We start from the raw sequence: 23,184 nt of genomic DNA, 5'->3' as shown, positions 1-23,184 counted from the left end.
TCGCACCCTGACGGCACCCGGAAGAGAGGCTGATCACCATGGCGCACGACCACCGCGAGCACGAGCACGAGCACGAGCACGGACACGGGCACGGACACCGGCACGGACACCGGCACGGGCACGGCACGGACATCGACTGGAACGAGATGGGCCCCCTGCTGGAGTCGCAGGCGGAACTGTTCAGCCCGGTCTACGAACGGGCCATGGCCTGGCTCGGACAGGAGGTGACCGAGCCGGGGCTGATCGTGGACGCGGGCAGCGGTCCCGGAGTGGTCTCCTGCCTGTTCGCCGAGGCGTTCCCCGGGGCCCGGGTCGTCGCCGTCGACGCCACCGCGCCGCTGCTGGAGCGCGCCCGCGCCCGGGCCGCCCGCCAGGGCGTGGCTGATCGCTTCGACACCCTCGCCGGAGAACTGCCCGGTGTGCTGGAGGAGTTGGACTACCCGGCGGACCTGCTGTGGGCCGGCCGCAGCCTGCACCACCTCGGTGACCAGCGGGCCGCGCTCGCCGCGTTCGCCGCGCGGCTCGCCCCCGGCGGCACCCTCGCCCTCCTGGAGGGCGGTCTGCCCTCCCGCTTCCTGCCCCGGGACATCGGCATCGGCCGCCCCGGCCTCCAGGCGCGGATGGACGCGCTGGAGGAGGAGTGGTTCGCCCGGATGCGCGCCGAGCTGCCGGGCTCGGTCGCCGAGACCGAGGACTGGCCCGCCCTGCTGACCTCCGCCGGCCTCAAGCACACCCGCACCCGGACCTTCCTGCTCGACCTGCCCGCCCCCGCCGGCGACCGGGCGCGCGCCTACGTCGCCGCTCACCTGTCCCGGCTGCGCGAGGGCGTCGGGGACGCCCTGGACGCCGAGGACCGCGCCACCCTCGACCGGCTGCTGGACCCGTCCGACCCGGCGAGCGTGCACGTCCGGCCCGACGTGTTCGTGCTGGGCGCGTACACCGTGCACACGGCCGTCCGCCGGGGGTGACGCGGACACTTGACCTGGAGTGCTCTCCAAGTGATGGACTCCCTGCGATCACCGACACCACAGGGGGCCGTACATGACCACGAACAACGCTCCGGTCGCGCTCATCACCGGCGGAGGCACCGGGATCGGCGCGGCCGTCGCCCGGCAGCTGCTGGACGCCGGGTGGCGGGTCACCGTCACCGGGCGCACCGAGCGGCGGCTGCGGGACTTCGCCGACGGACTCGGGAATCCGGAGGAACTGCGGACGGTGGCCGGTGACGCGGCGGCCTTCGCGGACGTCCAGGACGCGGTCGACCGCACGCTCACGGCGTTCGGCCGGCTGGACACCGTCGTCGCCAACGCCGGCTTCGCCACCCACGACACCGTCGCCGAGGGTGACCCGGCCGGCTGGCCCGACATGGTGCTCACCAACGTCCTCGGGCCGGCCCTGCTCATCCGGGCCTCCGTGGAGGCGCTGAAGGAGTCGGGCGGCCGGATCGTCCTCGTCGGCAGCGTCGCCGGGTTCGTGAACGGCCCGGGCAATCTCTACGGCGCCACCAAGTGGGCGATCACCGGGCTGGCCGAGAACACCCGGCGCCAGGTCACGGACTTCGGGATCGGCGTGACGCTGGTCGCCCCCGGCCGGGTGGAGACGCCGTTCTGGGACGGGCTCGGCAGCCTGCCCCCGGGGCATCTCCTCACCGCCGACCAGATCGCCGACTCGGTCGTCTGGGCGATCCGGCAGCCGGCCGGGGTCGACGTCAACACCGTCGTCATACGCCCGTTGGGCCAGCCCAACTGACGTAGATCTCGCCTCAGTTGGCGGCGATGAACTGCTTGGCCAGCTGGTCGCCGAGGGAGACCGCGGCGCTGTGGCTCTCGATGGGGGTGACCTTGGAGTTCTTGAACAGGATGTAGGTCACGCCCGAGTCGGTGCCGCCGGTCTCCGGGTCGGGGTCTATGCCGAGTGCCTTGGCGGTCGCGTACGACGCCTCGCCGATGATCTTCGAGGGGCCGGTGTCACCGACGACGGCGTACTCGACCTTGTTGTTGTAGATGACCGCGACCACGCCGCCGCCCTTGATGCCGGCGTTCGTGTAGTTCCAGATGCTGCTGGTGCTGGGCACCACGACGTACGGCAGGGTCTCCGCCTTCAGCGGCTTGCCGTCGGACTGGTGGAAGGCGGTGTCGTCCTGGTACCAGGGGTCGCGGTCCTCGTTGCAGTTGGTGGTGCGCTGGCCGTCGCAGTCGATGTCCATGTCGGCCTTCCAGAACACCGCGCCGTTCTTGCCGCACACGGGGACCGTGGCCGATGTCTCGTCGTCGGTCTTGTACTTGCCGTTGGAGATCTGCGAACAGGACGTCACCTTGGCGAGCAGGTCGGCGGCGCTGACCGTGCCCTCCTGGGCGGACCCGGGAGCGGAGCGGGGGGCGGCGGCGGAGGCGTGGGCGGGCAGGAGTCCCGCGGCGAGCAGGGCGGTGCCGGAGGCCGCGGCGAGAGTCAGTGTTCGAAGACGCACGTGGGGGGACCCTCCTGTTAGGAAAGTTTCCTTACCGGGTGGCCACCACCGTGGCCCATCGCCATGCCTCCGTCAACCCTGGGGTTGCGAACGGCTGAAATCTGTGCGTATTGCGGTGAATTGCCTGGCCGGAGAGACTGGACGGGCAGGATGTATCCAGATATGTCCGACACCGTCTCGGCGGTCCCCGTACCCCGGAGGTGAGGCTCATGTTCGTACGCGCGGTGTACGCGACCGGAGACCCGGCGCTGCTCGACACGGCCGTCCGGTCACTGAACAGCGAGGGGCGGGACCTGCTGGAGGAACGCCCCGGATACCGCGGGGCGGGCGTGTTCGCGGACCGGGAACTCGGCAAGCTCCTCGCGGTGAGCTGGTGGGAGACCGAGGAGGAGCGGCGGCACAGCGACGAGGTGATGCAGGAGCGGCGCGGGGCGCTGCTGGAACCGTTCGCGGGCACCGTGTCGGTCGCCAACTACGAGGCGGCGGTGCTCCACCAGGTCAGGGCACCGCGGCAGGGCGGCGGACTGCGCTTTTCCAGAATGGAGTTCGACCCGCGCGACGCGGACCTGGTCATCGACACCTTCCGGGCCACGGTGGTGCCGAGGGCCGAGTCGCTGCCCGGGCTGGCCAGGACGGCCCTGCTGATCGACCGCGACCGGGGACGGGCCCTGGCCGGCACCCTGTTCGTCGACCGCGCCTCCATGGCGGCCTCGCGCGCGGCCGTGGCGACCGTGCGCCACGAGGCGTCGGCGAAGGCGCACCTGGACGTCGTCGGGCTGGAGGAGTTCGAGGTGGTGTACGCGGACGTACGCCTGGACTGAGCCGGACGGGCGCCGGGGGGTGAGCCGATGGCACGGCCGTGCGGCCCGCGGTCGGGCGGGGCGCACGGCCGTGTGCGGCGCGGGGCGGTGTCGCCGGGGCCGGGCTGTCAGGCCATGTCGAAGGTGGCCGGGTCGGGGCCGAGCCGCCGGTCCTCGTTGAGCGCGCTGATCGCCGCGAGGTCCTCGACGTCCAGGCTGAAGTCGAACACCTCGATGTTCTCCTTGATCCGGGACGGCGTCACGGACTTCGGGATCACGATGTTGCCCAGCTGGAGGTGCCAGCGCAGCACGATCTGGGCCGGGGTGCGGTTGTGCTTCTGCGCGATCGCGACGATCGCCGGCACCTCCAGCAGGCCCTTGCCCTGGCCGAGCGGCGACCAGGCCTCGGTGGCGATGCCCTGCTGCGCGTGGATCTCGCGCGCCTCGTGCTGCTGCAGGTGCGGGTGCAGCTCGATCTGGTTGACCGCGGGGACGACCGAGGTCTCCGCGAGCAGCCGCCGCAGGTGCTCGGGCAGGAAGTTGGAGACGCCGATGGCGCGGACCCGGCCGTCGGCGAGCAGCTTCTCGAACGCCTTGTAGGTGTCGACGTACCTGTCCTGGGACGGCAGCGGCCAGTGGATCAGGTACAGGTCGACGTAGTCGAGCCCCAGCTTCTCCAGCGACGTGTCGAAGGCACGCAGCGTCGAGTCGTACCCCTGGTCGCTGTTCCAGAGCTTGGTGGTGACGAAGATGTCCTCGCGGGGCAGGCCGGAGGCGGCGATGGCCTTGCCGGTGCCCTCTTCGTTGCCGTAGATCGCAGCGGTGTCGATGCTGCGGTACCCGGCCTCCAGCGCCGTGGCGACGGCCCGCTCGGCCTCGTCGTCCGGCACCTGCCAGACGCCGAAGCCCAGCTGGGGCATCTCGACGCCGTTGTTGAGGATGATCGGGGGGACCTTGCTGCTCACGAGCCTCTTGATCCTTCGGTTGTCGACAGGTGGTACTCCCATGGTCAACGATCACGGGCCGTTCCGCATTCCTGATCGCGCAATCCGCACCGACTGACCGGAGGGTCAGTGCCGGAGGGTCAGTGCCGGAGGGCCGGTGCCGCGGGCCGAGTTTGGCCGGAAACGTATCCGGCGTTCCCGGCCGGGCCATTGACCGGTACGCGCCGGGCCGCGACCCTGTATCGCGCCACCGGTCGTATGACTGAACCTCGTGCACCCATGTGAACCGGCCCTCCCCGGGGCCGCCACCTCCTGCCCGGGTCCCCCACCGAAGAGAGTGATGTCATGAACGCGACAAGAAGAGGCCTGCTGGGTGCCGCTCTCGGCGGCGCGGCCTCCGCCGCCGTCGGCCTGCCGGCGGCGACGCCGGCCCGTGCCGCCTCCTGGCGGCTCAAGTGGTCCCCGTCCGCGAGCCGCGACGGACTCGGCGCGTTCGAGACCGTCGAGGACGACCGCGCGAACTCCCACCCCGCCGGGCAGCCGCACATCCGCGCCACGGGCGACAACTGGCGCTTCGACATGCACACGGTCGACCGGGACACCTCGACCGACCGCCAGCGGCAGGAGGTCACCGGACTGCGCACGAGCGGCAGCAGCTACCTCAAGTGGACCGAGGGCCAGACCTGGCGGATCACGTACTCCATGTACATCCCCGCCAGTCTGAAGGCGACGACCACCTTCACGCACATCATGCAGATGAAGCAGCCGGGCACCGGCACCTCGCCGATCGTCGTGCAGTCCCTGCGGCGGGTGAACGGCAGGCAGACCATCGAGCTGAAGCTCGCCGTCGACGACATCCTGGTGGGCCGCACCGACCTCGACCCGCTGCACGACAGGTGGACGGACGTGGACTTCCAGATCAAGGTCGGCGACGGCTCGGCCGGTTCCGTCCGCTGGATCCTGAAGACCGGCTCCACGACGGTCGTCGACGAGAGCAGGACCGGTGTCGACACCTTCCTCGCCGACCGCGTCCGCCCGAAGTGGGGCATCTACCGCTCCCTCGGTGACACCTCCGGCTCCCTGCAGGACACCTATCTGCTGCTGACCGGCCTGCGCGGCTACCAACTGGCCTGAGGAGACGGCCGGTCACATCTCGTACAGCGCGTCGACCTCGTTCGCGTACGCCTTCTCGATCGCCTTCCGCTTCAGCTTCAGCGACGGTGTCAGCAGTCCGTGCTCCTCCGTGAACGGCTGGGCCAGGATGCGGAAGGTGCGGATCGACTCGGCCTGGGAGACCAGGGTGTTGGCGGCGACCACCGCCCGCCGCACCTCCGTCTCCAGGTCCGGGTCGCGCACCAGCTGGGCCGGGGTCAGCCTCGGCTTGCCGCGCATCTGGAGCCAGTGCTCGACCGCCTCCTGGTCCAGGGTGACCAGGGCGGCGACGAAGGGGCGGTCGTTGCCGACCACGATGCACTGGTTGACCAGGGGGTGTTCGCGGACCCGCTCCTCCAGCACACCGGGCGAGACGCTCTTGCCGCCGGAGGTCACCAGGATCTCCTTCTTGCGGCCGGTGATGGTCAGATAGCCGTCCTCGTCCAGGGAACCGAGGTCGCCGGTGGCGAGCCAGCCGTCGTGCAGGGTCTCGTCCGTGGCCTTCGGGTTGTTGAGGTAGCCCTGGAAGACGTTGCCGCCGTGCAGCCAGATCTCCCCGTCGTCCGCGATGTGCACGGTCACGCCCGGGATGGCCTGGCCCACCGTGCCGTAGCGGGTGCGCTCGGGCGGGTTGGCCGTCGCCGCGGCCGTCGACTCGGTCAGGCCGTAGCCCTCGTAGATCTGCACGCCCGCGCCCGCGAAGAACAGCCCCAGTCGGCGGTCCATGGCCGACCCGCCGGACATCGCGTTCCGGATCCGGCCGCCCATCGCGGCGCGGACCTTCGTGTACACCAGCTTGTCGAACAGCTGGTGCTGCATGCGCAGCCCCGCCGACGGGCCGGGCCCGGTGCCCCAGGCCTTCGCCTCGACCGCCTCCGCGTACTTGACGGCGATGTCGACGGCCTTCTCGAACGGCCCGGCCTTGCCCTCCTTCTCGGCCTTGCGGCGGGCCGCGTTGAACACCTTCTCGAAGATGTACGGCACCGCGAGGATGAACGTCGGCCGGAACGCGGCCAGATCCGGCAGCAGGGCGGCGGCGTGCAGCTGCGGCTGGTGCCCGAAGCGGACCCGGCCGCGGATCGCGGCGATCTCCACCATCCGCCCGAAGACGTGCGCCAGCGGCAGGAACAGCAGCGTGGAGGCCTCGTCGCCCTTCTTCGAGTGGAACACCGGCTCCCAGCGCTGGATCACCGTGTCCGCCTCGAACATGAAGTTGCCGTGCGAGATCACACAGCCCTTGGGGCGGCCCGTGGTGCCGGAGGTGTAGATGACGGTGGCGACCGAGTCCGGGGTGACCGCCTCCCGGTGCCGGTGCACCACCTCGTCGTCCAGGTGCGCCCCGGCGTCGTACAGCTCCTGCACACAGCCGGCGTCCAGCTGCCACAGCTGGCGCAGGTTCGGCAGCCGGTCGATGACGGTGGCGATGGTCATCGCGTGGTCCTCGTGCTCCACGATCGCCGCGGTGACCTCGGCGTCGTGGAGCATCCAGAAGCACTGCTCGGCGGAGGAGGTGGGGTACACGGGCACCACCTGGGCGCCGATGGTCCACAGGGCGAAGTCGAAGAGGGTCCACTCGTAGCGGGTGCGGGACATGATCGCGACCCGGTCGCCGAACCGGACACCGCGGGCGAGCAGGCCCTTGGCGAGGGCCATGACCTCGTCGCGGAACTCGGCGGAGGTCACGTCCCGCCACTGTCCGGCGGCGTCCTTGCGGCCGAGCGCGATGTGCAGGGGGTCGGTCCGGGCATGGTCGAAGACGACGTCTGCCAGACCGCCCACCGGCGGCGGCGACGACGCCAGCGGAGGGTTGGTGAACTCGCGCAACCTCGCTCCCCGTGTCTCGCGCCTCAGTGACGTGGTCTCCATCACCGCACAGCGCGGTGAAAGCTACCCCACCCGGTCGGTGTGCGGGAGGGGTGCGGAAACCGAGCAAACGTCGCGTTCCGCCTGTACGGCCCCCCTGAAATGCCCGCACATGCGGAAGGGCCGGACACGATACTGACGGGTCAGTAAGTTTCGGTACCGTAATCTCCACCGAATCTGTACGCGCCGATTACCGCGCCGGGCAACCCCTGCCCCGCGCTCCGGCGCGCCACCGGCCGCTCCGGCACCGCGGCCTGCGGTGACTTACCGCGGTGACCGCGCGGATCGCGGGCCCCGGGGTCAGCCGCTCCTGCGGCGCAGCCGCTCGCCGCCCGCCAGGACCGCCGCGGCCAGCGCGTGCGCGGCCTCCCCGGCCGGCCCCCGGCGGCGGCCGTGGACCAGGACGAAGTCGACCTTGCCCAGATCCGGCAGGCCCGCGCGGTCGGGCAGCCGGAACAGGCCCGGCGGGATCAGCCGCCGGGAGTGGGCCATCACACCGAGGCCGGCCCGGGCGGCGGCGATCAGTCCGTTGAGGCTGCCGCTCGTGCACACGATCCGCCACGGGCGGCCCTGCTCCTCCAGCACCTCCAGGGCGCGGGCCCGGGTGATGCCCGGCGGCGGGTACACGATCAGCGGAACAGGCCGGTCCGGTTCCAGGCGCAGCCGCTCGGCGCCGATCCACACCAGGTCGTCGCGCCAGACCAGCTCGCCGCGCGGATCCTCCGGGCGCCGCTTGGCCAGCACCAGGTCGAGCTTTCCGGCGGCCAGCTGCTCGTGCAGCGTGCCCGACAGCTCCACCGTCAGCTCCAGGTCGACCTCCGGATGGTCGTAGCGGAAGCCCTCCAGGATCTCCGGCAGCCGGGTCAGCACGAAGTCCTCCGAGGCGCCGAAGCGCAGCCGGCCACGCACGCGCGTGCCGGTGAAGAACGCCGCGGCCTGCTCGTGCGCCTCCAGGATCCGGCGGGCGAAGCCCAGCATCGCCTCCCCGTCCTCGGTCAGCTCCACCGAGTGGGTGTCCCGGGAGAACAGCTGCCGGCCGGCGGCGTCCTCCAGCCGGCGCACATGCTGGCTGACCGTGGACTGGCGCAGCCCCAGCCGCCGGGCGGCCTGCGTGAAGCTCAGCGTCTGGGCGACCGCCAGGAAGGTGCGCAGATGGGTGGGGTCGTACACGACGGCCAAGCGTAGCGGCGCTCATCGCGGATCACGATGGCAGTCAGAGCGGTGTGCGGGATTCCCGATCAGCGCCCGGAGGAGGACGATGGAGAGGGGCCCTGCGGCCCGGGACCGCCCGTCACCCACAGCAATCGGAGCACCGTGAAACGCCTGCGCTGGCCGAGTTGGATGCCGATCGACCCGTACATCGTGCTGCTGCTCGGGACGGTGGGTCTCGCCGCGCTCCTTCCCGCCCGCGGCGCCGCCGCCGACGTCACCTCGGGCGCGTCCACGGCCGCGATCGCCTTCCTCTTCTTCCTCTACGGCGCCCGGCTGTCCACCCGTGAGGCGCTGGACGGACTGCGCCACTGGCGGCTCCACCTCACCGTGCTGGTGTGCACCTTCGTCCTCTTCCCGGTGTTCGGGCTGGCCGCGCGCGCTTCGGTGCCGGTCCTGCTGGACCAGCCGCTCTACCAGGGCCTGCTCTTCCTCACGCTGGTGCCGTCCACGATCCAGTCCTCCATCGCGTTCACCTCGATCGCCCGCGGGAACGTGCCCGCCGCGATCTGCGCCGGGTCCTTCTCCTCCCTCATCGGCATCGTCCTCACCCCGCTGCTCGCGGCGGGCCTGCTCGGCGGCGAGGAGGTCGGCTTCTCGACCGACTCGCTGGTGAAGATCGTGCTCCAGCTGCTCGTGCCGTTCCTCGCCGGGCAGGTGCTGCGGCGCTGGATCGGCGGGTTCGTCACCCGGCACAAGAAGGTCCTCGGCCTCGTCGACCGCGGCTCGATCCTGCTGGTCGTCTACAACGCCTTCAGCGAGGGCATGAACCGGGGCGTGTGGCACCAGGTCAGTCCCGTACGGCTGGCCGGGCTGCTCGGCGTCGAGGCCGTCCTGCTGGCCGTGATGCTGGTCCTGACCTGGTACGGCGCCAGGGCGCTGGGCTTCGGCCGCGAGGACCGGATCGCCATCCAGTTCGCCGGGTCGAAGAAGTCCCTCGCCTCCGGGCTGCCGATGGCGAGCGTCCTGTTCGGCGGCCAGGCCTCCCTGGCCGTCCTGCCGCTGATGCTCTTCCACCAGATGCAGCTGATGGTGTGCGCGGTCATCGCCAAGCGCCGGGCCCGCGATCCCGAGGCGGCCACGGACGCCGATCCCGCGGCGGCCGCGGACGCCCCCGGGGGGTCAGCCGCGGACCCGGTCGAGGGGCAGCCGGAGCACCGTGTCCTGCGGTGACCGCAGCACCTCCGGGTCCTCCAGTTCCCCGTCCGTGAGCGCCCGGTCCCAGACGCGCACCTCGTCCAGCGCACCGGTGAGGAAGGCGCGGCTGTCCATCCGCTGACCGAGGTGGACGCCGAACGGCGAGTTCCGGCTCACCGAGCCCGGGACGTCGGCGACGGAGGACGCCGTACCGTCGACGGACAACGACAGCCGGCCGCCACCTCGGCGCAGGACGGCCTGGTGCCACTTTCCGTCGTTGTAGGCACCGCCCGTGCGCACGTACGCGGTCTGCGGGGCGCCGGCTCCGTTCCGTACGGTGATCAGCCCCTGGACCCGGTTGTTCGCCGGTTCCCCGCGCAGCCACACCTGCGGCTGGCTGGTGCCGGTCCCGCCCATCCACAGCAGTGGCTGCTCCCCGGCGGTCGCCGTGTACCGGAACCACAGCGACACGGTGAAGTCCTTCGTGCCCAGCGGCAGGCCGGCGCGGTACGGCAGGCGTACGGCGTCGTCGGTGCCGTCGAACTCCAGGGCGCTTGCCAGGACGCCGTCCACCTCCTCCGGGTCGCCGAGCACCGCCGCCGGGCGGGCGCGCGCGGCGAGGTCGGCGGTGACCGGGTCGGGGCCGCGGCGCGGGGCGAGCCAGTCCTCGGTGAAGCGGGCGAAGCGGATCTCGTCGCGCGCGTCCACCGCGCCGCCCTCGTAGAGCAGGCCGACCGTGCCGGAGCCGATGCGCACCAGGTCGGAGTAGCCGGACCAGTCCGTGGTGACGACCGTGCCGCGGTCGACGCTGTCCCAGGTCCGGCCGCCGTCGTAGGAGGAGCGGACCATCATCGTGCGGCGCCGGTCGGGATCGCCGGGGCAGGCCAGCAGCAGGCGGTCGCCGAGGCGCAGCAGCGAACCCTGCACCTGCGGGGTGTACAGGCCGGGCAGGTCGCGGAAGGGCGCGGTGAAGCTCGTGCCGCCGTCGCGGCTGACGGCCTGGGTGCGGTGGCCGAGGTCGGTGCCGTCCTGTTCCCGGCCGCTGACCAGGACCGAACCGTCCCCGCGCTCGGCGAGGGTGAGTTCGGAGGGCTTCTGCCGGAAGGTGCCGTCGTCGGCGACCGGCCAGCTGTCGGTGGCGCCGATCCGCCAGTGGCCGCCGTGGTCGTCGCTGACGATCAGGGCCGCGTGGTTGGCGGTGATCCTGCTGCCGTTCCAGGTCTCGGTGTTGACCCCGAAGAGCAGGCGCCCCGCGTACCGGCCGCGGGTGAGCTGGATGCCGTGCACGGGCCCGGTGGCGTACCAGGAGTTCCAGTCGGCGGGCAGGATCTCCGGGCTCAGATCGCGCGGCCGCGACCAGCTCAGGCCGTCGTCGTCGCTGTACTGCAGATGCGGGGTGCGGTCGCAGGGGACGGCGCAACTGGCGCTGTCGGTGCGGCCCGTGTTGTAGGTCTCGGCGAGCCATATGCGGCCGGTGTCCCGGTCCACGACCGGAGCCGGGTTGCCGTGGGTGTCGCCGGCGCCCTCGTTGACCACCTGCAACGGCCCCCAGCTGCGCCCGCCGTCGGTGGAGCGCTTGAGGACGATGTCGATGTCGGCGGCGTCCCCGCAGTTGAGGACCCGGCCCTCGGCGAACGCCAGCAGCGTGCCGTCGGCCGTCCGGACGACCGCCGGGATGCGGAAGCACGCGTAGCCGGGGTCCTGGGCGGCCCTGAACAGCACCTGCTGCGCGAACTCCGCTTTCCCGCCCGCCGGTCGGGCATGGGCCGGATGGGCGGGGGCGAGGGCGAGGAGGAGGCCGGCGACGGTGGCGGCGGCGGTGGCCGGCAATGATCTGAGACGGACCCGCAGACATGACGGCACGGTGCGACCTGCCCTTCGTCGGCCGGACATCTGGACATCCGGACATCCCACGTCCAACGTGCGTCTCATTGACGGTAGTAGGGAGTGGTCCACGTCACAAGAAGCGTGCGGACGGTTACGGGCGCAGGACGACCTTGCCCAGGTTGGCCCGGCTCGTCACCGCCTCGTGTGCCGCCGCCGCGTCCTGAAGGGAGAACTCCGCGTGCACGGCGGGCTTCACGGCGCCCTCGGCGAACAGCCGCCACAGCTCCTGCCGCCACCGCTCGTACAGGTCCGGCCGGCCCCGGGCGATCAGCGCCATCTGGAAGCCGATCACCGACTTGGCGCCCACCAGCAGGTCGTAGGCCCGGACGGTGCCGCCGCCCGAGCTGTAGGCGACCAGGCGGCCGTGCGGGGCGAGCGCGGCGACGGCGGGGCCGAGCAGGTCGCCGCCGACGGCGTCCAGGACGCAGTCGACCGGGTCGCCCCAGCCGTCGTCGCCGTACCGGACGCAGTCGTCCGCGCCGAGCGAGCGTACGAAGTCCGCCTTCGCCGGGTCGGACACCGCTCCCACGACCCGGCCGGCGCCCCGGGCCCGTGCCAGCTGGACGGCGAGATGGCCGACCCCGCTCGCCGCCGCCGTGACAAGGACCGACTCGCCCGGTGCGAGCCGCGCCGCCTCCAGCGCGCCCAGCGCCACCAGGCCGCTGCGCACCAGCGCGACCGCGGTCACGGCGTCGGCGCCGTCCGGTACCGGCGATGCCATGGACTCGTGCACGACGGCGTACTCGGCGTACCCGTGCCCGAAGCACAGCCCGGTCACCCGGTCGCCGGGGCGGAAGCGGGTCACGCCCTCGCCGGCCGCGACCACCTCGCCCGCCAGCTCACCGCCCAGCGGGACCGGCTCCGCGGCCTCGGCCACCTTGCGGACCATCGGCAGGGTGACGCCGACGGCCGCGCAGCGCACCAGCAGTTCTCCGGGGCCGGGTCCGGGGACGGGTGCGTCTTCCAGGAACAGGGGGCCGCCGGTGGACTCGTACCGGACGCGACGCATCGCAACCTCCAGCGGCCGGACGGACCGGCGCGATCGTTGGGAACACCCATGAATTCGTGGGGAGCCCCAACGGTAGGGGAGGTTCGTTGGGAAGTCCAATGATTCTTCGGATAGGCTGCGGGCATGGCCGAAGCACCCCTGCCCGCGATCCGCTCCCTGCCCAGCTGGCTCCTCGGACGGGCCGCCGCGCGGGGCCGCGCCCTGGTCGCCGAGGCCCTCGCCGCCGAGGGGCTGAAGATGTGGCACCACGTCGTGCTCTCCGCCGTCCGGGACCTCGCCCCGGTGGCCCAGGCCGACCTGGGCCGCGGTGTGAGCCTCGACCCCAAGGACGTCGTCGGCATCCTCAACGACCTGCAGTCCGCGGGTCTGGTCGAGCGCGCCCCCGACCCCCGCGACCGGCGCAAGAACGCCGTCTCCCTCACCGAGGAGGGCGCCCGGCTCCTCGTACGCTGCGAGAAGGCGGCACGCGAGGCCAACGACGCGCTGCTCGCCCCGCTGTCCGCCGCCGAACGGGACCGGTTCCTGGACCTGCTGCTGCGGATCTCCGGCACGGACGCCTGACCGGCGCCGGCTCAGCCCCGGGCGGCCGGCTCCCGCAGGACGATCCGCTCCTCGCCCGCGTACACGTTCATCGAGCTGCCGCGCAGGAAGCCCACCAGGGTCAGCCCCGTCTCCGCGGCCAGGTCCACCGCGAGCGACGAGGGCGCCGACACCGCCGCGAGCACGGGTATGCCCGCCATCACCGCCTTCTGCGCCAGCTCGAAGGAGGCCCGGCCGGAGACCATGAGGACCGTCCGGGACAACGGCAGCGCGTCGTCCTGCAGGGCCCGTCCGATCAGTTTGTCGACCGCGTTGTGCCGGCCCACGTCCTCCCGGGTGTCCAGCAGCTGCCCGTCCTCGTCGAACAGCGCCGCCGCGTGCAGGCCCCCGGTCCGGTCGAAGACCCGCTGCGCCGCCCGCAGCCGGTCGGGCAGGGCCGCCAGCAGCTCGGGCGTGACCCGGAGCGGGGGAGTGTCGGCGATCGGCCAGCGCGTGGTCGTACGGACGGCGTCCAGGCTGGCCTTGCCGCACAGCCCGCACGAGGAGGAGGTGTAGACGTTGCGCTCCAGGGTGAAGTCGGGCAGGACCACACCGGGCGTGGTCCTCACGTCGACCACGTTGTAGGTGTTGGAGCCGTCCGCCGTGGCGCCCGCGCAGTAGACGATGTTCTGCAGATCGGCCGCCGAGGCCAGGACGCCCTCGCTCACCAGGAAGCCGGCCGCCAGCGCGAAGTCGTCGCCGGGGGTGCGCATGGTGATCGCGAGCGGCTTGCCGTTCAGCCGGATCTCCAGGGGCTCCTCGGCGACGAGCGTGTCCGGCCGGGCGGAGACCGCGCCGTCCCGGATGCGCAGGACCTTGCGGCGTTCCGTGACTCGTCCCATGTTCTGATCAGCCCCGGTTCTGTACGCGCTGGCAGCCGAAACGGCCCTTCACGGCTCATTGTCCTGCACGGGAAGGACGGCGTGCAGGCCACTGCCGGACAAGGGCGCCGAGGACGACTGGTCCGGCGGGGCCCCGCCCGGCGCGGGCCCGGAGACCGGCCGTGCGCACCGGCCGCGCCCTGCTCGGTGCGGAGGGCGGACGGTGCCGTGGTGGACGCGCGTACACCCGGGGGTCTGAGGAGAGCCGACAATCCCGGCGCCCGATTCCTGTGGCTTCACCTGCCGTCGTACCCGTGAGTCACTGATCAGACTGGTGCATCCCGCTACCCACGGCCACGAGGGGGATTCCCGGAATGAACGGCTCACGCATCGCCGCCATCGGTCACTACCAGCCCGCCCAGGTGCTCACCAACGAGGACCTGACGGGCATGGTCGACACCAGTGACGAGTGGATCCGCAGCCGGGTGGGCATCCGCACCCGGCACATCGCCGGCCCCGACGAGCCCGTGGACGAGCTGGCCGCGCACGCCGCCGCCAAGGCCCTCGCCGCGGCCGGGCTCACCCCCGGCGACATCGACCTGGTGCTCGTCGCCACCTCCACCGCGATCGACCGCTCCCCGAACACCGCCGCCCGCGTCGCGGCCCGGCTCGGCATCCCGCAGCCCGCCGCCATGGACGTCAACGTGGTGTGCGCCGGCTTCACCCACGCCCTGGCCACCGCCGACCACACCCTCCGGGCCGGCGCGGCCACCCGCGCCCTGGTCATCGGCGCCGACAAGATGTCCGACGTCACCGACTGGACCGACCGCAGCACCTGCGTCCTGGTCGGCGACGGAGCCGGGGCCGCCGTCCTGACGTCCTGCCCGCCGGGGGAGGAGCCCGGGATCGGACCGGTGCTGTGGGGGTCGGTGCCGGAGATGGGGCACGCCGTGCGGATCGAGGGCACGCCGCCGCGGTTCGCCCAGGAGGGCCAGAGCGTCTACCGCTGGGCCACCACCCGGCTGCCGGCCATCGCCCGCCAGGCCTGCGAGAAGGCCGGGGTGGCGCCCGAGGACCTCGCCGGGGTCGTCCTGCACCAGGCCAACCTGCGCATCATCGAGCCCCTGGCCGAGAAGCTCGGCGCCGTCAACGCGGTGATCGCCCGCGACGTGACCGAGTCCGGCAACACCTCGGCCGCCAGCATCCCGCTCGCCTTCTCCAAGCTGCTCGAACAGGGCGCGCTCAGCACCGGCGACCCCGTGCTGCTCTTCGGCTTCGGCGGCAACCTGTCGTACGCCGGACAGGTCGTGCGCTGCCCCTGAACAGGGACTCCGTGCGCCCCGCCCCCGGATGCCGTGCGCCGTAGACTGTAGACGAAAGACAATCGATACTGAGCGTCCAGCGCCTGCGTCCAGCGCCCACGCGTCCAGACCCGCCCAGGAGGGGACCGCGATGTTGTCGACCGGACTGCCGCCGGGGGCGGTGCCCAGACTGGAACGGCCCGGACCGCTGCGCGACCGCGTGTACGAGGCACTGCTGGAGCTGATCACCACCCGCGCCCTGCAGCCGGGCCAGCACCTCGTGGAGAGCGAACTCGCCGGGCACCTCGGTGTCTCGCGGCAGCCCGTGCGCGAGGCGCTCCAGCGGCTCAACACCGAGGGATGGGTCGATCTGCGGCCCGCCCAGGGCGCGTTCGTGCACGAGCCGACCGAGGAGGAGGCCGACCAGCTGCTCACGGTCCGCACCCTGCTGGAGGCGGAGGCGGCCCGGCTGGCCGCCGCGCACGCGGGCAGCCCCGGCATCGCCGCGCTGGAGGAGCTGTGCGCCGAGGGCGAGCAGGCGGTGGCGGACGAGGACGTGGACCGCGCGGTCGCCCTCAACGCCGCCTTCCACGCCAAGGTGATGGAGCTGGCCGGCAACACCGTCCTCACCGGACTCGCCGCCCAGGTCGACCGGCGGGTCCGCTGGTACTACACGCCGGTGGCCCGGCAGCGCGGCCGGCAGTCGTGGATCGAGCACCGCGCGCTGATCACCGCGATCGCCGCCCGTGACGAGCAGCGCGCCACCGAGCTGATGCGCGAACACACCGAGCACACCCGGCGGTCGTACCACGAACGCGACGCGAGCTGAGCAACGCACGGCGGAGGGCGGGGAGCGGTCGGCTCCCCGCCCTCCGCCGGACGTCAGGAGGCCGGGTGCGGCCTCGCGGAAGGCACCGCCGGTCCGCCGGTCCGGCCCGGCTGCCGCAGCAGCAGGGCGAGTCCCGCCGCCACCATGGACACCCCGCCCGCCAGTGCGTACGCCCCGTCGTACCCCCAGGCGCCGACCACCATCGAGCCGAGACCGCCGCCGAACAGGCCGCTGACCAGCTTGCCGCTGTACACCAGGCCGTAGTTGGTGGCGTTGTAGTTCTCGCCGAAGTAATCCGGGGTGAGCGCCGCGAACAGCGGGTAGAACGCGCCGCCGCCGAAGCCGGACAGGAACGCGAAGACCAGGAACAGCGGCTCGCTGCGGACGTCACCGGCCCAGATGACACCGAACTGGGCGAGCCCCAGGACGACGATGACGAAGACGAGGGTCCTCTTGCGGCCCCACCGGTCCGACAGCCAGCCCACGACCCCGCGGCCGACGCCGTTGATGACCGCCATCACGCCCATGGAGGAGGCCGCGACCAGCGGGCCGAAGCCGACGTCCTTCGCGAAGTCGACCTGGAAGGAGATGCCGAAGATCGACACACCGGCCGTCATCACGATCGAGACCCACATCAGCGGCAGCATCCCGGTCCGGACGGCCTCGCGCGGCGTGAACTGCCGTACCGCGGGCGGGTTCTGGGCGAGGGAGGCCGCGTTCCCGCGGTCGCCGGAGACGGTGAGCGGGTCGATCTCGGCGGGCCACCAGTTCTTCGGCGGGTCCCTGAAGAAGAACGCCGAGGCGAACACCACGATCAGCACGTACACACCGATCAGGTCGAGCACCTCGCGGTAGTTCGCCGTGTCGAAGGCGTAGTTGAAGATGAAGATGAACGGCAGCGAACCGTACGCGAAGCCGCCGTTGACGAACCCGGTACGGGCGCCGCGCCGTTCCGGGAACCACTTGCCGACCATGTTGATGCAGGTCGCGTACACCAGTCCGGAGCCGGTCCCGCCGACCACGCCGAAGCCGAGGACCGCCCACCACACCTGGCGCAGGTGCGCCAGCGCCACGAAGCCGGCCAGGCACAGGAAGGATCCCGTGAACATCGCGCGGCGCGCGGTCAGTGCGCCCCTCTCGCGCAGCCAGCCCGCCGGGAAGGCGACACCGGCCTGGAAGAACACCCAGACGCTGAGGATCCAGAAGGTGCCGGACTGGCTCCAGCCGTGCGCGCGGGACAGGGTGTCCTCCGCGGAGCCGTACGCGTACTCGAACACGCTGATCGCCATCATCGCGATCCACGGCAGGTACACCATGAGCGAGCGCGGGTGACCGAGGATGTCCCGGTCGGTCTCCCCGATCCGGTACACCCGGCCGTGCGGGTCGGTCACCTCCCGGTACGGCCGGTGCGCGAAGTCCGCGGATCCTGTGCTGTTCCTGGCCATCGGGTCTGCCGTCATGTCACGCCATCTCCTCGCCGAGCGGATGCGGGTCGGGCACGATGCGCCGGGCGTCGGGCCCGCCCGGTGCCTTGAGGGAACAGAGCCGGTACCGCGGGGACCGCCGCCGGTCCGGCCCCCGCCGCTCACCTCATGAACCGCCCCCCAGCAGTCCGGCCGCCCGCGCCCACCGGTACTTCGCGCCGAGCACGGCCACCGGCCTCTCGGTCGTGTACGGGTACGCCACGACCCCCCGTTCGAACAGGTACCGGCAGGCCTCCTCGACCTCGACGTCCCCGGCGAGGGAGGCCACGACCGGCTTCTCGACACCCCGCTCGCGGAACTCGGCGACCAGGCGCGCGGTGAGTTCGGCGAAGACCATCGGCGGGGTGACGACGGTGTGCCAGTAGCCGAGCACCAGGGCGTGGACGCGCGGGTCCGCAAGACCCAGCCGGATCGTCGCCTCGTACGTCGACGGCGGCTCGCCGCCGGTGATGTCCACCGGGTTGCCGGCCGCCCCGAACGGCGGGATGAACCGGCGGAACGCCGCGTCCAGGTCGGGCGGGATCTCCATCAGGGACAGCCCGTGGTCGGTCACCGCGTCCGACAGCAGCACGCCGCTGCCGCCCGCGCCGGTGACGATCACCACGTTGTCCCCCCGAGGGGCGGGCAGGACCGGCAACGCGCGCGCGTACTCCAGCATGTCGTTCAGGCCCGGCGCCCGGATCACCCCGGCCTGCCGGAGGATGTCGTCGTACACGGCGTCGTCGCCCGCGAGCGCGCCGGTGTGCGAGCCGGCCGCCCTCGCTCCCGCCGCCGTACGGCCCGCCTTCAGCACCACGACCGGCTTCTTCGGCACGGTCGCGCGGGCCGCCGCCACGAACGCCCGCCCGTCCTTGAGGTCTTCGAGGTGCATCGCGACGCACTCGGTGTGCGGGTCCTCACCGAACCAGGTCAGCAGGTCGTCCTCGTCGAGGTCCGCCTTGTTGCCGAGGCCGACGATCGCCGACACACCCGTCCGCGTGGTGCGGGCGAAGCCCAGGACGGCCATGCCGATGCCCCCGGACTGCGAGGTCAGCGCCACCCCGCCCTTGACGTCGTACGGCGTGCAGAACGTCGCGCACAGGTCCTGCCAGGTGGAGTAGTAGCCGTAGATGTTCGGGCCGAGCAGGCGGACGCCGTGCCGTTCGGCGATCGCCACGATCTCCGCCTGGAGTCCGTGCTCGCCGGTCTCCGCGAACCCGGAGGGGATCAGCACGGCGTTGGGGACGCCCTTGCGTCCCACCTCCTCCAGGGCCCCGGCCACGAACCGTGCGGGGATGGCGAAGACGGCCACGTCCACCTCGCCGGGCACGTCGGTGACGCTCCTGTACGCCTTGCGGCCCAGGATGTCGTCGGCCCGGGGGTTCACCGGGTGGATGTCGCCGGCGAAGCCGCCGTCGACCAGGTTGCGCATCACCGAGTTGCCGATCTTGCCGGGCTCGTTCGAGGCGCCGATCACGGCGACCGCGCGCGGCTGCATCAGCCGGCGCATCGAGGCGAGGATCTCCTCGCGCGTGTACGTCCGCCGCGGTACCGGCTGCCGCTCGGCGAGGATCACCCGGATGTCCGCCGCGACCGCGCCCCCGGCCGTCGCGATCACCGGGTTGAGGTCCACCTCGGCGATCTCCGGGAAGTCCGCGATCAGTTCGGACACCCGCCGGATCTGCTCGGCCACCGCCCACCGGTCCACCCCGGGCCGCCCGCGGACCCCGCGCAGGATCCGCGCCGACCGGATGGAGTCGAGCATGGACAGCGCCTCGTCGGCGCGGACCGGTGCGAGGCGGAACGTCACGTCCCTCAGCTCCTCGACCAGCACCCCGCCGAGCCCGAACGCCACCACCTTCCCGAACGCGGGATCGGTGACCGCGCCGACGATCAGCTCCTGGCCCGCCGGCAGCAGCTCCTGCACCAGGACGCCGTCGACACGGGCGCCGGCGTCGTACGCGCGCGCGTTCCCGACGATCCGGCGGAACGCGGCCCGCACCTCGGCCGCGCCCTCCACGCCCACGACGACCCCGCCGGCCTCGGTCTTGTGCAGGATGTCCGGCGAGACGACCTTCAGCACCACCGGCCCGCCGAACCGTGCCGCCGCGGCCACCGCCTCGTCCACGTCCGCCGCCAGCTCCTCGCCCGGTACGGCGATCCCGTACGCCTCGGCGAGCACCCTGCCCTCGGGCGCGGTCAGCGCGGTGCGGCCCTCGGCCCGCACGGACCCCAGCAGGGACCGCACCCTGCGTACCCGGTCCTCGGCCCTCACGTCAGATCACCCCGTCCGACTTCAGCAGGCGCAGCTCCTCGTCACCGAGGCCCAGTTCGCCGACGTAGACCTGTTCGTTGTGCTCGCCGAGGAGGGGGGAGCTGGTCACCTCCACGGGGGAGTCGGACAGCTTGAGCGGGCTGCCGACGGTCACGAACTCGCCGCGCTCGGGGTGCGGGACGCGGACCACCATCCCGTTGGCGGCGAGCGAGGGATCCTCGATGATCTCCCGGGTGGACAGGACCGGGCCGCACGGGATGTCGTGCGCGTTCAGCCGCTCGAGCACCTCCCACTTGGGGAGCGTGGCCGACCACTCCTCGATCAGCTGGAACATCTTGTCCAGCTTGGGCAGCCGGGCCTGAGCAGTGGCCCACTCGGGGTCCTCGGCGAGTTCCGGCCGGCCGATGAGTTCGGTGATCGGCCGCCAGCCGGCGGGCTGCACGATGACGTACACGTAGTCGTTCGGGCCGCCCGGTGCGCACCGGACCGCCCAGCCCGGCTGACCGCCGCCGGACGCGTTCCCCGAGCGGGGAACCTCGGTGCCGAAGTCGTCGTTGGGATATTCGGCGAGCGGCCCGTGTGCCAGGCGCTGCTGGTCCCGCAGCTTCACCCGGCACAGGTTGAGGACGGCGTGCTGCATGGCCACGTCGACGCGCTGTCCCCGCCCGGTCCGCTCGCGCTGGAAGAGCGCCGCGAGGATCCCCGCCACGGCGTGCACACCCGTCCCCGAGTCCCCTATCTGGGCCCCCGTCGCCAGCGGCGGCCCGTCCTCGAAACCGGTGGTCGACATCGACCCGCCCATGGCCTGCGCGACGACCTCGTACGCCTTGAAACCGGTGTACGGGCCGTCCCCGAACCCCTTGATGGAGGCATACACGATCCGTGGATTGATCTCCCTGACGCGGTCCCAGGTGAACCCCATCCGGTCGACCGCGCCCGGCCCGAAGTTCTCGACCATGACGTCCGAGCGCCGGATCAGCTCGGTGAGGAGTTCCCTGCCGCGCGTCGTCTTGGTGTTGAGGGTGATGCTCCGCTTGTTGCAGTTGAGCATCGTGAAGTAGAGGGAGTCGACGTCCGGCAGGTCCCGCAGCTGCCTGCGGGTGATGTCACCGGCCGGTGCCTCCAGTTTGAGCACGTCCGCGCCGAGCCAGGCCAGGAGCTGGGTGGCGGAGGGCCCGGACTGGACGTGGGTCATGTCGAGGACGCGGATGCCGTCGAGCGCCTTGGCGGTCACGGGCTTCACCTCACTTGTACATGGTCTGGTTCATGGTCCCGGGGGCGTACGCGTCCGGGTCGACCCAGACGTTGACCAGCGACGGCCTGCCCGACTCACGGGCCCGGCGCAGGGCGGGACCGATGTCGGCGGGGTCGCGGACCTCCTCGCCGTAGCCGCCGAGGATCTGCGCGAACCTGTCGTACGGGACGTCGCCGAGGGTGTTGCCGACCCGCTCGCGGTCCTTGCCGTACTTGGCGGCCTGGCCGTAACGGATCTGGTTCATGGAGGAGTTGTTGCCGACGATGCCGACGAACGGGAGGTCGTAGCGGACGAGGGTCTCGAAGTCCCAGCCGGTGAGCGAGAAGGCGCCGTCCCCGAAGAGGGCGACCACCTCCTTGTCGGGGCGGGCCTGCTTGGCGGCGAGGACGAAGGGGATGCCGACGCCGAGGGTGCCGAGCGGGCCCGGGTCCATCCAGTGGCCGGGCGACTTGGGCTGGACGACCTGCCCGGAGAAGGTGACGATGTCGCCGCCGTCGCCGATGTAGACCGAGTCCTCGGTGAGGAAGTCGTTGATCTCGCTGACCAGCCGGTAGGGGTGGATCGGGGAGGCGTCGGACCGCAGCTGCGGCAGCCGCTTCTCGACCGCCGCCTGCTCGGCCGCCCGCAGCTCGTCCAGCCACGCCTTGCGCTGGGCGGCCCCGCCGTTGATCCGTCCGGTGGCGGCCTCGGTCACCGACTTCAGGACCAGACCGGCGTCGCCGACGATCCCGAGGCCGATGTCGCGGTTCTTGCCGACGGTGCGGTAGTCGAGGTCGATCTGCACGACCGTGGCGGTGGGGGCCAGCCGCCTGCCATAGCCCATGCGGAAGTCGAACGGGGTGCCGACGACCACGATGACATCGGCGTGCGAGAAGGCGTACCGGCGCGAGAGCTGGAAGTGGTGCGGGTCGCCCGGCGGGAGCGTGCCGCGTCCGGCGCCGTTCATGTACGCCGGGAGGTTCAGGGTGCGCACCAGCTCGACGGCGGCCTCGGTGCCCCGGGTCGTCCACACCTGGCTGCCCAGCAGGACCGCCGGTTTCTCCGCGTGCACGAGCAGGTCGGCGAGTTTCTCGATGGCCTCGGGGTCGCCGGCCGAGCGGGTCGAGGCCCGGTAGGCGCCGGCCCGGGGGACGCGGGCCCGGGCGCGCGGCACCTTCGCGTCGAGGACGTCCCGGGGGATCTCCAGGAAGGAGGGGCCGGGCGCGCCGTGGTAGCACTCGCGGAACGCCATCGACACCATGTCCGCCGCGCGTGCGGTGTCCGGCACGGTCGCCGCGAACTTGGTGATCGGCGCCATCATGTCGACGTGCGGGAGGTCCTGCAGGGAGCCCATCCTGTGCTGGGCGAGGGCGCCCTGGCCGCCGATCAGCAGCATCGGCGACTCGGCGCGGAAGGCGTTGGCGACGCCGGTGACGGCGTCGGTGGTCCCCGGCCCCGCGGTGACCACCGCGCAGCCCGGCCTGCCGGTCACCCGGGCGTACCCGTCGGCGGCGTGCGCGGCGACCTGCTCGTGGCGTACGTCCACGACCTCTATTCCCTCGTCCACGCAGCCGTCGTAGATGTCGATGATGTGGCCGCCGCACAGGGTGTAGATGCGGTCGACCCCCTCGGCCTTCAGTGCCTTGGCAACGAGATGACCACCGGAGACCAGGTCCTGGGTGCCGTCGTCGGTGTCGGAGGAGGTGTCGTCGGGCATGGCGGAGTCCTGTCCCTTTCGTCGGGGATGGGTGGCTCGCGAGGTGCTCTGCACGCAACGCATGGACGGATTGCATACAGTCGACGCATACTGTATGAGCCGTCATCCCGCATCGAGCGGACGCTGTCCAGGGGGCGTACACACTTTTCGGCCGCCGGGGCCGCGCGCCCTCCGGCCGGCGGTTCGGGCGGCGCACGACCGGCCTCCCCGCCTGCGGCGCGACGTCGGCGACCACGCTCGGCGCACAAGGCCTCGCGGACGGTATACCGTCGGCGATCCTGCGGCCCCGGGCCGCCCGGCGGACGGATACGCAGGTGAAACGCACTCCGAAACCTTGGTATTGTTGTCCATGTCGCCGCGGGGAACACGCCCCGCAAGGCGGCAGACACCTGGTCCGGGTGGCGGAATGGCAGACGCGCTAGCTTGAGGTGCTAGTGCCCTTTATCGGGCGTGGGGGTTCAAGTCCCCCCTCGGACACCAGCAGAGACCCCAGTTCA

Annotated in this window: 19 protein-coding genes and 1 tRNA gene; 9 read left to right on the top strand and 11 right to left on the bottom strand. The window is 72.1% G+C overall.

Annotated elements, in window-relative coordinates:
• The first annotated feature begins 38 nt into the window (after positions 1-38).
• Both IEZ20_RS33395 and IEZ20_RS33390 read left to right on the top strand, forming a co-directional pair.
• Entirely contained in the window at positions 39-968 is a 930-nt protein-coding gene (locus IEZ20_RS33395) for a class I SAM-dependent methyltransferase (RefSeq protein WP_189305665.1), read from the top strand.
• A 73-nt stretch (positions 969-1,041) separates the two neighbouring features.
• On the top strand, positions 1,042-1,749 hold the full coding sequence (locus IEZ20_RS33390; protein ID WP_189305663.1) for an SDR family oxidoreductase: 708 nt from the start codon (positions 1,042-1,044) through the stop codon (positions 1,747-1,749).
• Between the two features lie 13 nt (positions 1,750-1,762).
• Here the strand turns inward: IEZ20_RS33390 and IEZ20_RS33385 are convergent, their stop codons facing one another.
• Positions 1,763-2,467, bottom strand: coding sequence for a glycoside hydrolase family 75 protein (locus IEZ20_RS33385; protein ID WP_189305661.1), 705 nt, complete (start codon positions 2,465-2,467; stop codon positions 1,763-1,765).
• A gap of 209 nt (positions 2,468-2,676) precedes the next feature.
• Between IEZ20_RS33385 and IEZ20_RS33380 the strand changes: the two genes are divergently transcribed.
• Positions 2,677-3,288 carry a hypothetical protein gene (locus IEZ20_RS33380; protein WP_189305659.1) on the top strand — a complete coding sequence of 204 codons (612 nt, stop codon included), beginning with the start codon at positions 2,677-2,679 and terminating at the stop codon, positions 3,286-3,288.
• Positions 3,289-3,395: 107 nt separating this feature from the next.
• Here the strand turns inward: IEZ20_RS33380 and IEZ20_RS33375 are convergent, their stop codons facing one another.
• Positions 3,396-4,232, bottom strand: coding sequence for an aldo/keto reductase (locus IEZ20_RS33375; protein WP_189305657.1), 837 nt, complete (start codon positions 4,230-4,232; stop codon positions 3,396-3,398).
• A gap of 324 nt (positions 4,233-4,556) precedes the next feature.
• Here IEZ20_RS33375 and IEZ20_RS33370 point away from each other — a divergent pair, with 324 nt between their 5' ends.
• Positions 4,557-5,345, top strand: coding sequence for a heparin lyase I family protein (locus tag IEZ20_RS33370; protein ID WP_189305655.1), 789 nt, complete (start codon positions 4,557-4,559; stop codon positions 5,343-5,345).
• 12 nt (positions 5,346-5,357) lie between these two features.
• Here IEZ20_RS33370 and IEZ20_RS33365 read toward each other — a convergent pair whose 3' ends face one another.
• Positions 5,358-7,187 carry an AMP-dependent synthetase/ligase gene (locus IEZ20_RS33365; RefSeq protein ID WP_189305653.1) on the bottom strand — a complete coding sequence of 610 codons (1,830 nt, stop codon included), beginning with the start codon at positions 7,185-7,187 and terminating at the stop codon, positions 5,358-5,360.
• Positions 7,188-7,526: 339 nt separating this feature from the next.
• Entirely contained in the window at positions 7,527-8,396 is an 870-nt protein-coding gene (locus IEZ20_RS33360) for a LysR substrate-binding domain-containing protein (protein ID WP_189305651.1), read from the bottom strand.
• Between the two features lie 144 nt (positions 8,397-8,540).
• Here IEZ20_RS33360 and IEZ20_RS33355 point away from each other — a divergent pair, with 144 nt between their 5' ends.
• Positions 8,541-9,608 (top strand): bile acid:sodium symporter family protein, encoded by a 1,068-nt coding sequence (locus IEZ20_RS33355; RefSeq protein ID WP_189305649.1) that lies wholly within the window; start codon positions 8,541-8,543, stop codon positions 9,606-9,608.
• On the opposite strand, the gene IEZ20_RS33350 is transcribed toward IEZ20_RS33355, so the two are convergent.
• Both IEZ20_RS33350 and IEZ20_RS33345 read right to left on the bottom strand, forming a co-directional pair.
• Positions 9,558-11,435: a sialidase family protein gene (locus IEZ20_RS33350; protein WP_189305647.1), complete on the bottom strand. Its 1,878-nt coding sequence runs from the start codon at positions 11,433-11,435 to the stop codon at positions 9,558-9,560. The genes IEZ20_RS33355 and IEZ20_RS33350 overlap by 51 nt on opposite strands.
• Before the next feature lie 115 nt (positions 11,436-11,550).
• Positions 11,551-12,468 carry a quinone oxidoreductase family protein gene (locus IEZ20_RS33345; protein WP_189305645.1) on the bottom strand — a complete coding sequence of 306 codons (918 nt, stop codon included), beginning with the start codon at positions 12,466-12,468 and terminating at the stop codon, positions 11,551-11,553.
• Positions 12,469-12,591: 123 nt separating this feature from the next.
• Here IEZ20_RS33345 and IEZ20_RS33340 point away from each other — a divergent pair, with 123 nt between their 5' ends.
• Positions 12,592-13,029, top strand: coding sequence for a MarR family winged helix-turn-helix transcriptional regulator (locus IEZ20_RS33340; protein ID WP_189305643.1), 438 nt, complete (start codon positions 12,592-12,594; stop codon positions 13,027-13,029).
• Positions 13,030-13,040: 11 nt separating this feature from the next.
• On the opposite strand, the gene fdhD is transcribed toward IEZ20_RS33340, so the two are convergent.
• Complete coding sequence (fdhD, locus tag IEZ20_RS33335) at positions 13,041-13,889, bottom strand: formate dehydrogenase accessory sulfurtransferase FdhD (protein ID WP_189305641.1); 849 nt, start codon at positions 13,887-13,889, stop codon at positions 13,041-13,043.
• Positions 13,890-14,242: 353 nt separating this feature from the next.
• On the opposite strand from fdhD, the gene IEZ20_RS33330 reads away from it, so the two are divergent.
• Positions 14,243-15,190, top strand: coding sequence for a beta-ketoacyl-ACP synthase III (locus IEZ20_RS33330; RefSeq protein WP_189305639.1), 948 nt, complete (start codon positions 14,243-14,245; stop codon positions 15,188-15,190).
• A gap of 130 nt (positions 15,191-15,320) precedes the next feature.
• Complete coding sequence (locus IEZ20_RS33325) at positions 15,321-15,998, top strand: GntR family transcriptional regulator (RefSeq protein WP_189305637.1); 678 nt, start codon at positions 15,321-15,323, stop codon at positions 15,996-15,998.
• Positions 15,999-16,051: 53 nt separating this feature from the next.
• On the opposite strand, the gene IEZ20_RS33320 is transcribed toward IEZ20_RS33325, so the two are convergent.
• The 4 genes from IEZ20_RS33320 to IEZ20_RS33305 all read right to left on the bottom strand — a co-directional run bounded on the left by IEZ20_RS33320 (position 16,052) and on the right by IEZ20_RS33305 (position 22,687).
• On the bottom strand, positions 16,052-17,458 hold the full coding sequence (locus IEZ20_RS33320) for an OFA family MFS transporter (protein WP_189305635.1): 1,407 nt from the start codon (positions 17,456-17,458) through the stop codon (positions 16,052-16,054).
• Between the two features lie 130 nt (positions 17,459-17,588).
• The gene (locus IEZ20_RS33315; protein ID WP_189305633.1) at positions 17,589-19,736 is read right to left on the bottom strand and encodes an acetate--CoA ligase family protein; all 2,148 of its coding nucleotides are present in this window, start codon (positions 19,734-19,736) and stop codon (positions 17,589-17,591) included.
• Between the two features lies 1 nt (position 19,737).
• Complete coding sequence (frc, locus tag IEZ20_RS33310) at positions 19,738-20,970, bottom strand: formyl-CoA transferase (RefSeq protein WP_189305631.1); 1,233 nt, start codon at positions 20,968-20,970, stop codon at positions 19,738-19,740.
• 10 nt (positions 20,971-20,980) lie between these two features.
• On the bottom strand, positions 20,981-22,687 hold the full coding sequence (locus tag IEZ20_RS33305; protein WP_189305629.1) for a thiamine pyrophosphate-binding protein: 1,707 nt from the start codon (positions 22,685-22,687) through the stop codon (positions 20,981-20,983).
• 392 nt (positions 22,688-23,079) lie between these two features.
• On the opposite strand from IEZ20_RS33305, the gene IEZ20_RS33300 reads away from it, so the two are divergent.
• A tRNA-Leu gene (locus IEZ20_RS33300) sits at positions 23,080-23,167 on the top strand.
• Positions 23,168-23,184: the final 17 nt, after the last annotated feature.

It is taken from the genome of Streptomyces cinerochromogenes, from assembly GCF_014648635.1.
In the GTDB taxonomy this organism is placed as follows: domain Bacteria; phylum Actinomycetota; class Actinomycetes; order Streptomycetales; family Streptomycetaceae; genus Streptomyces; species Streptomyces cinerochromogenes.
Note: the sequence above shows the minus strand (reverse complement) of the source record. Positions and strands in the feature narration are given on the sequence as shown.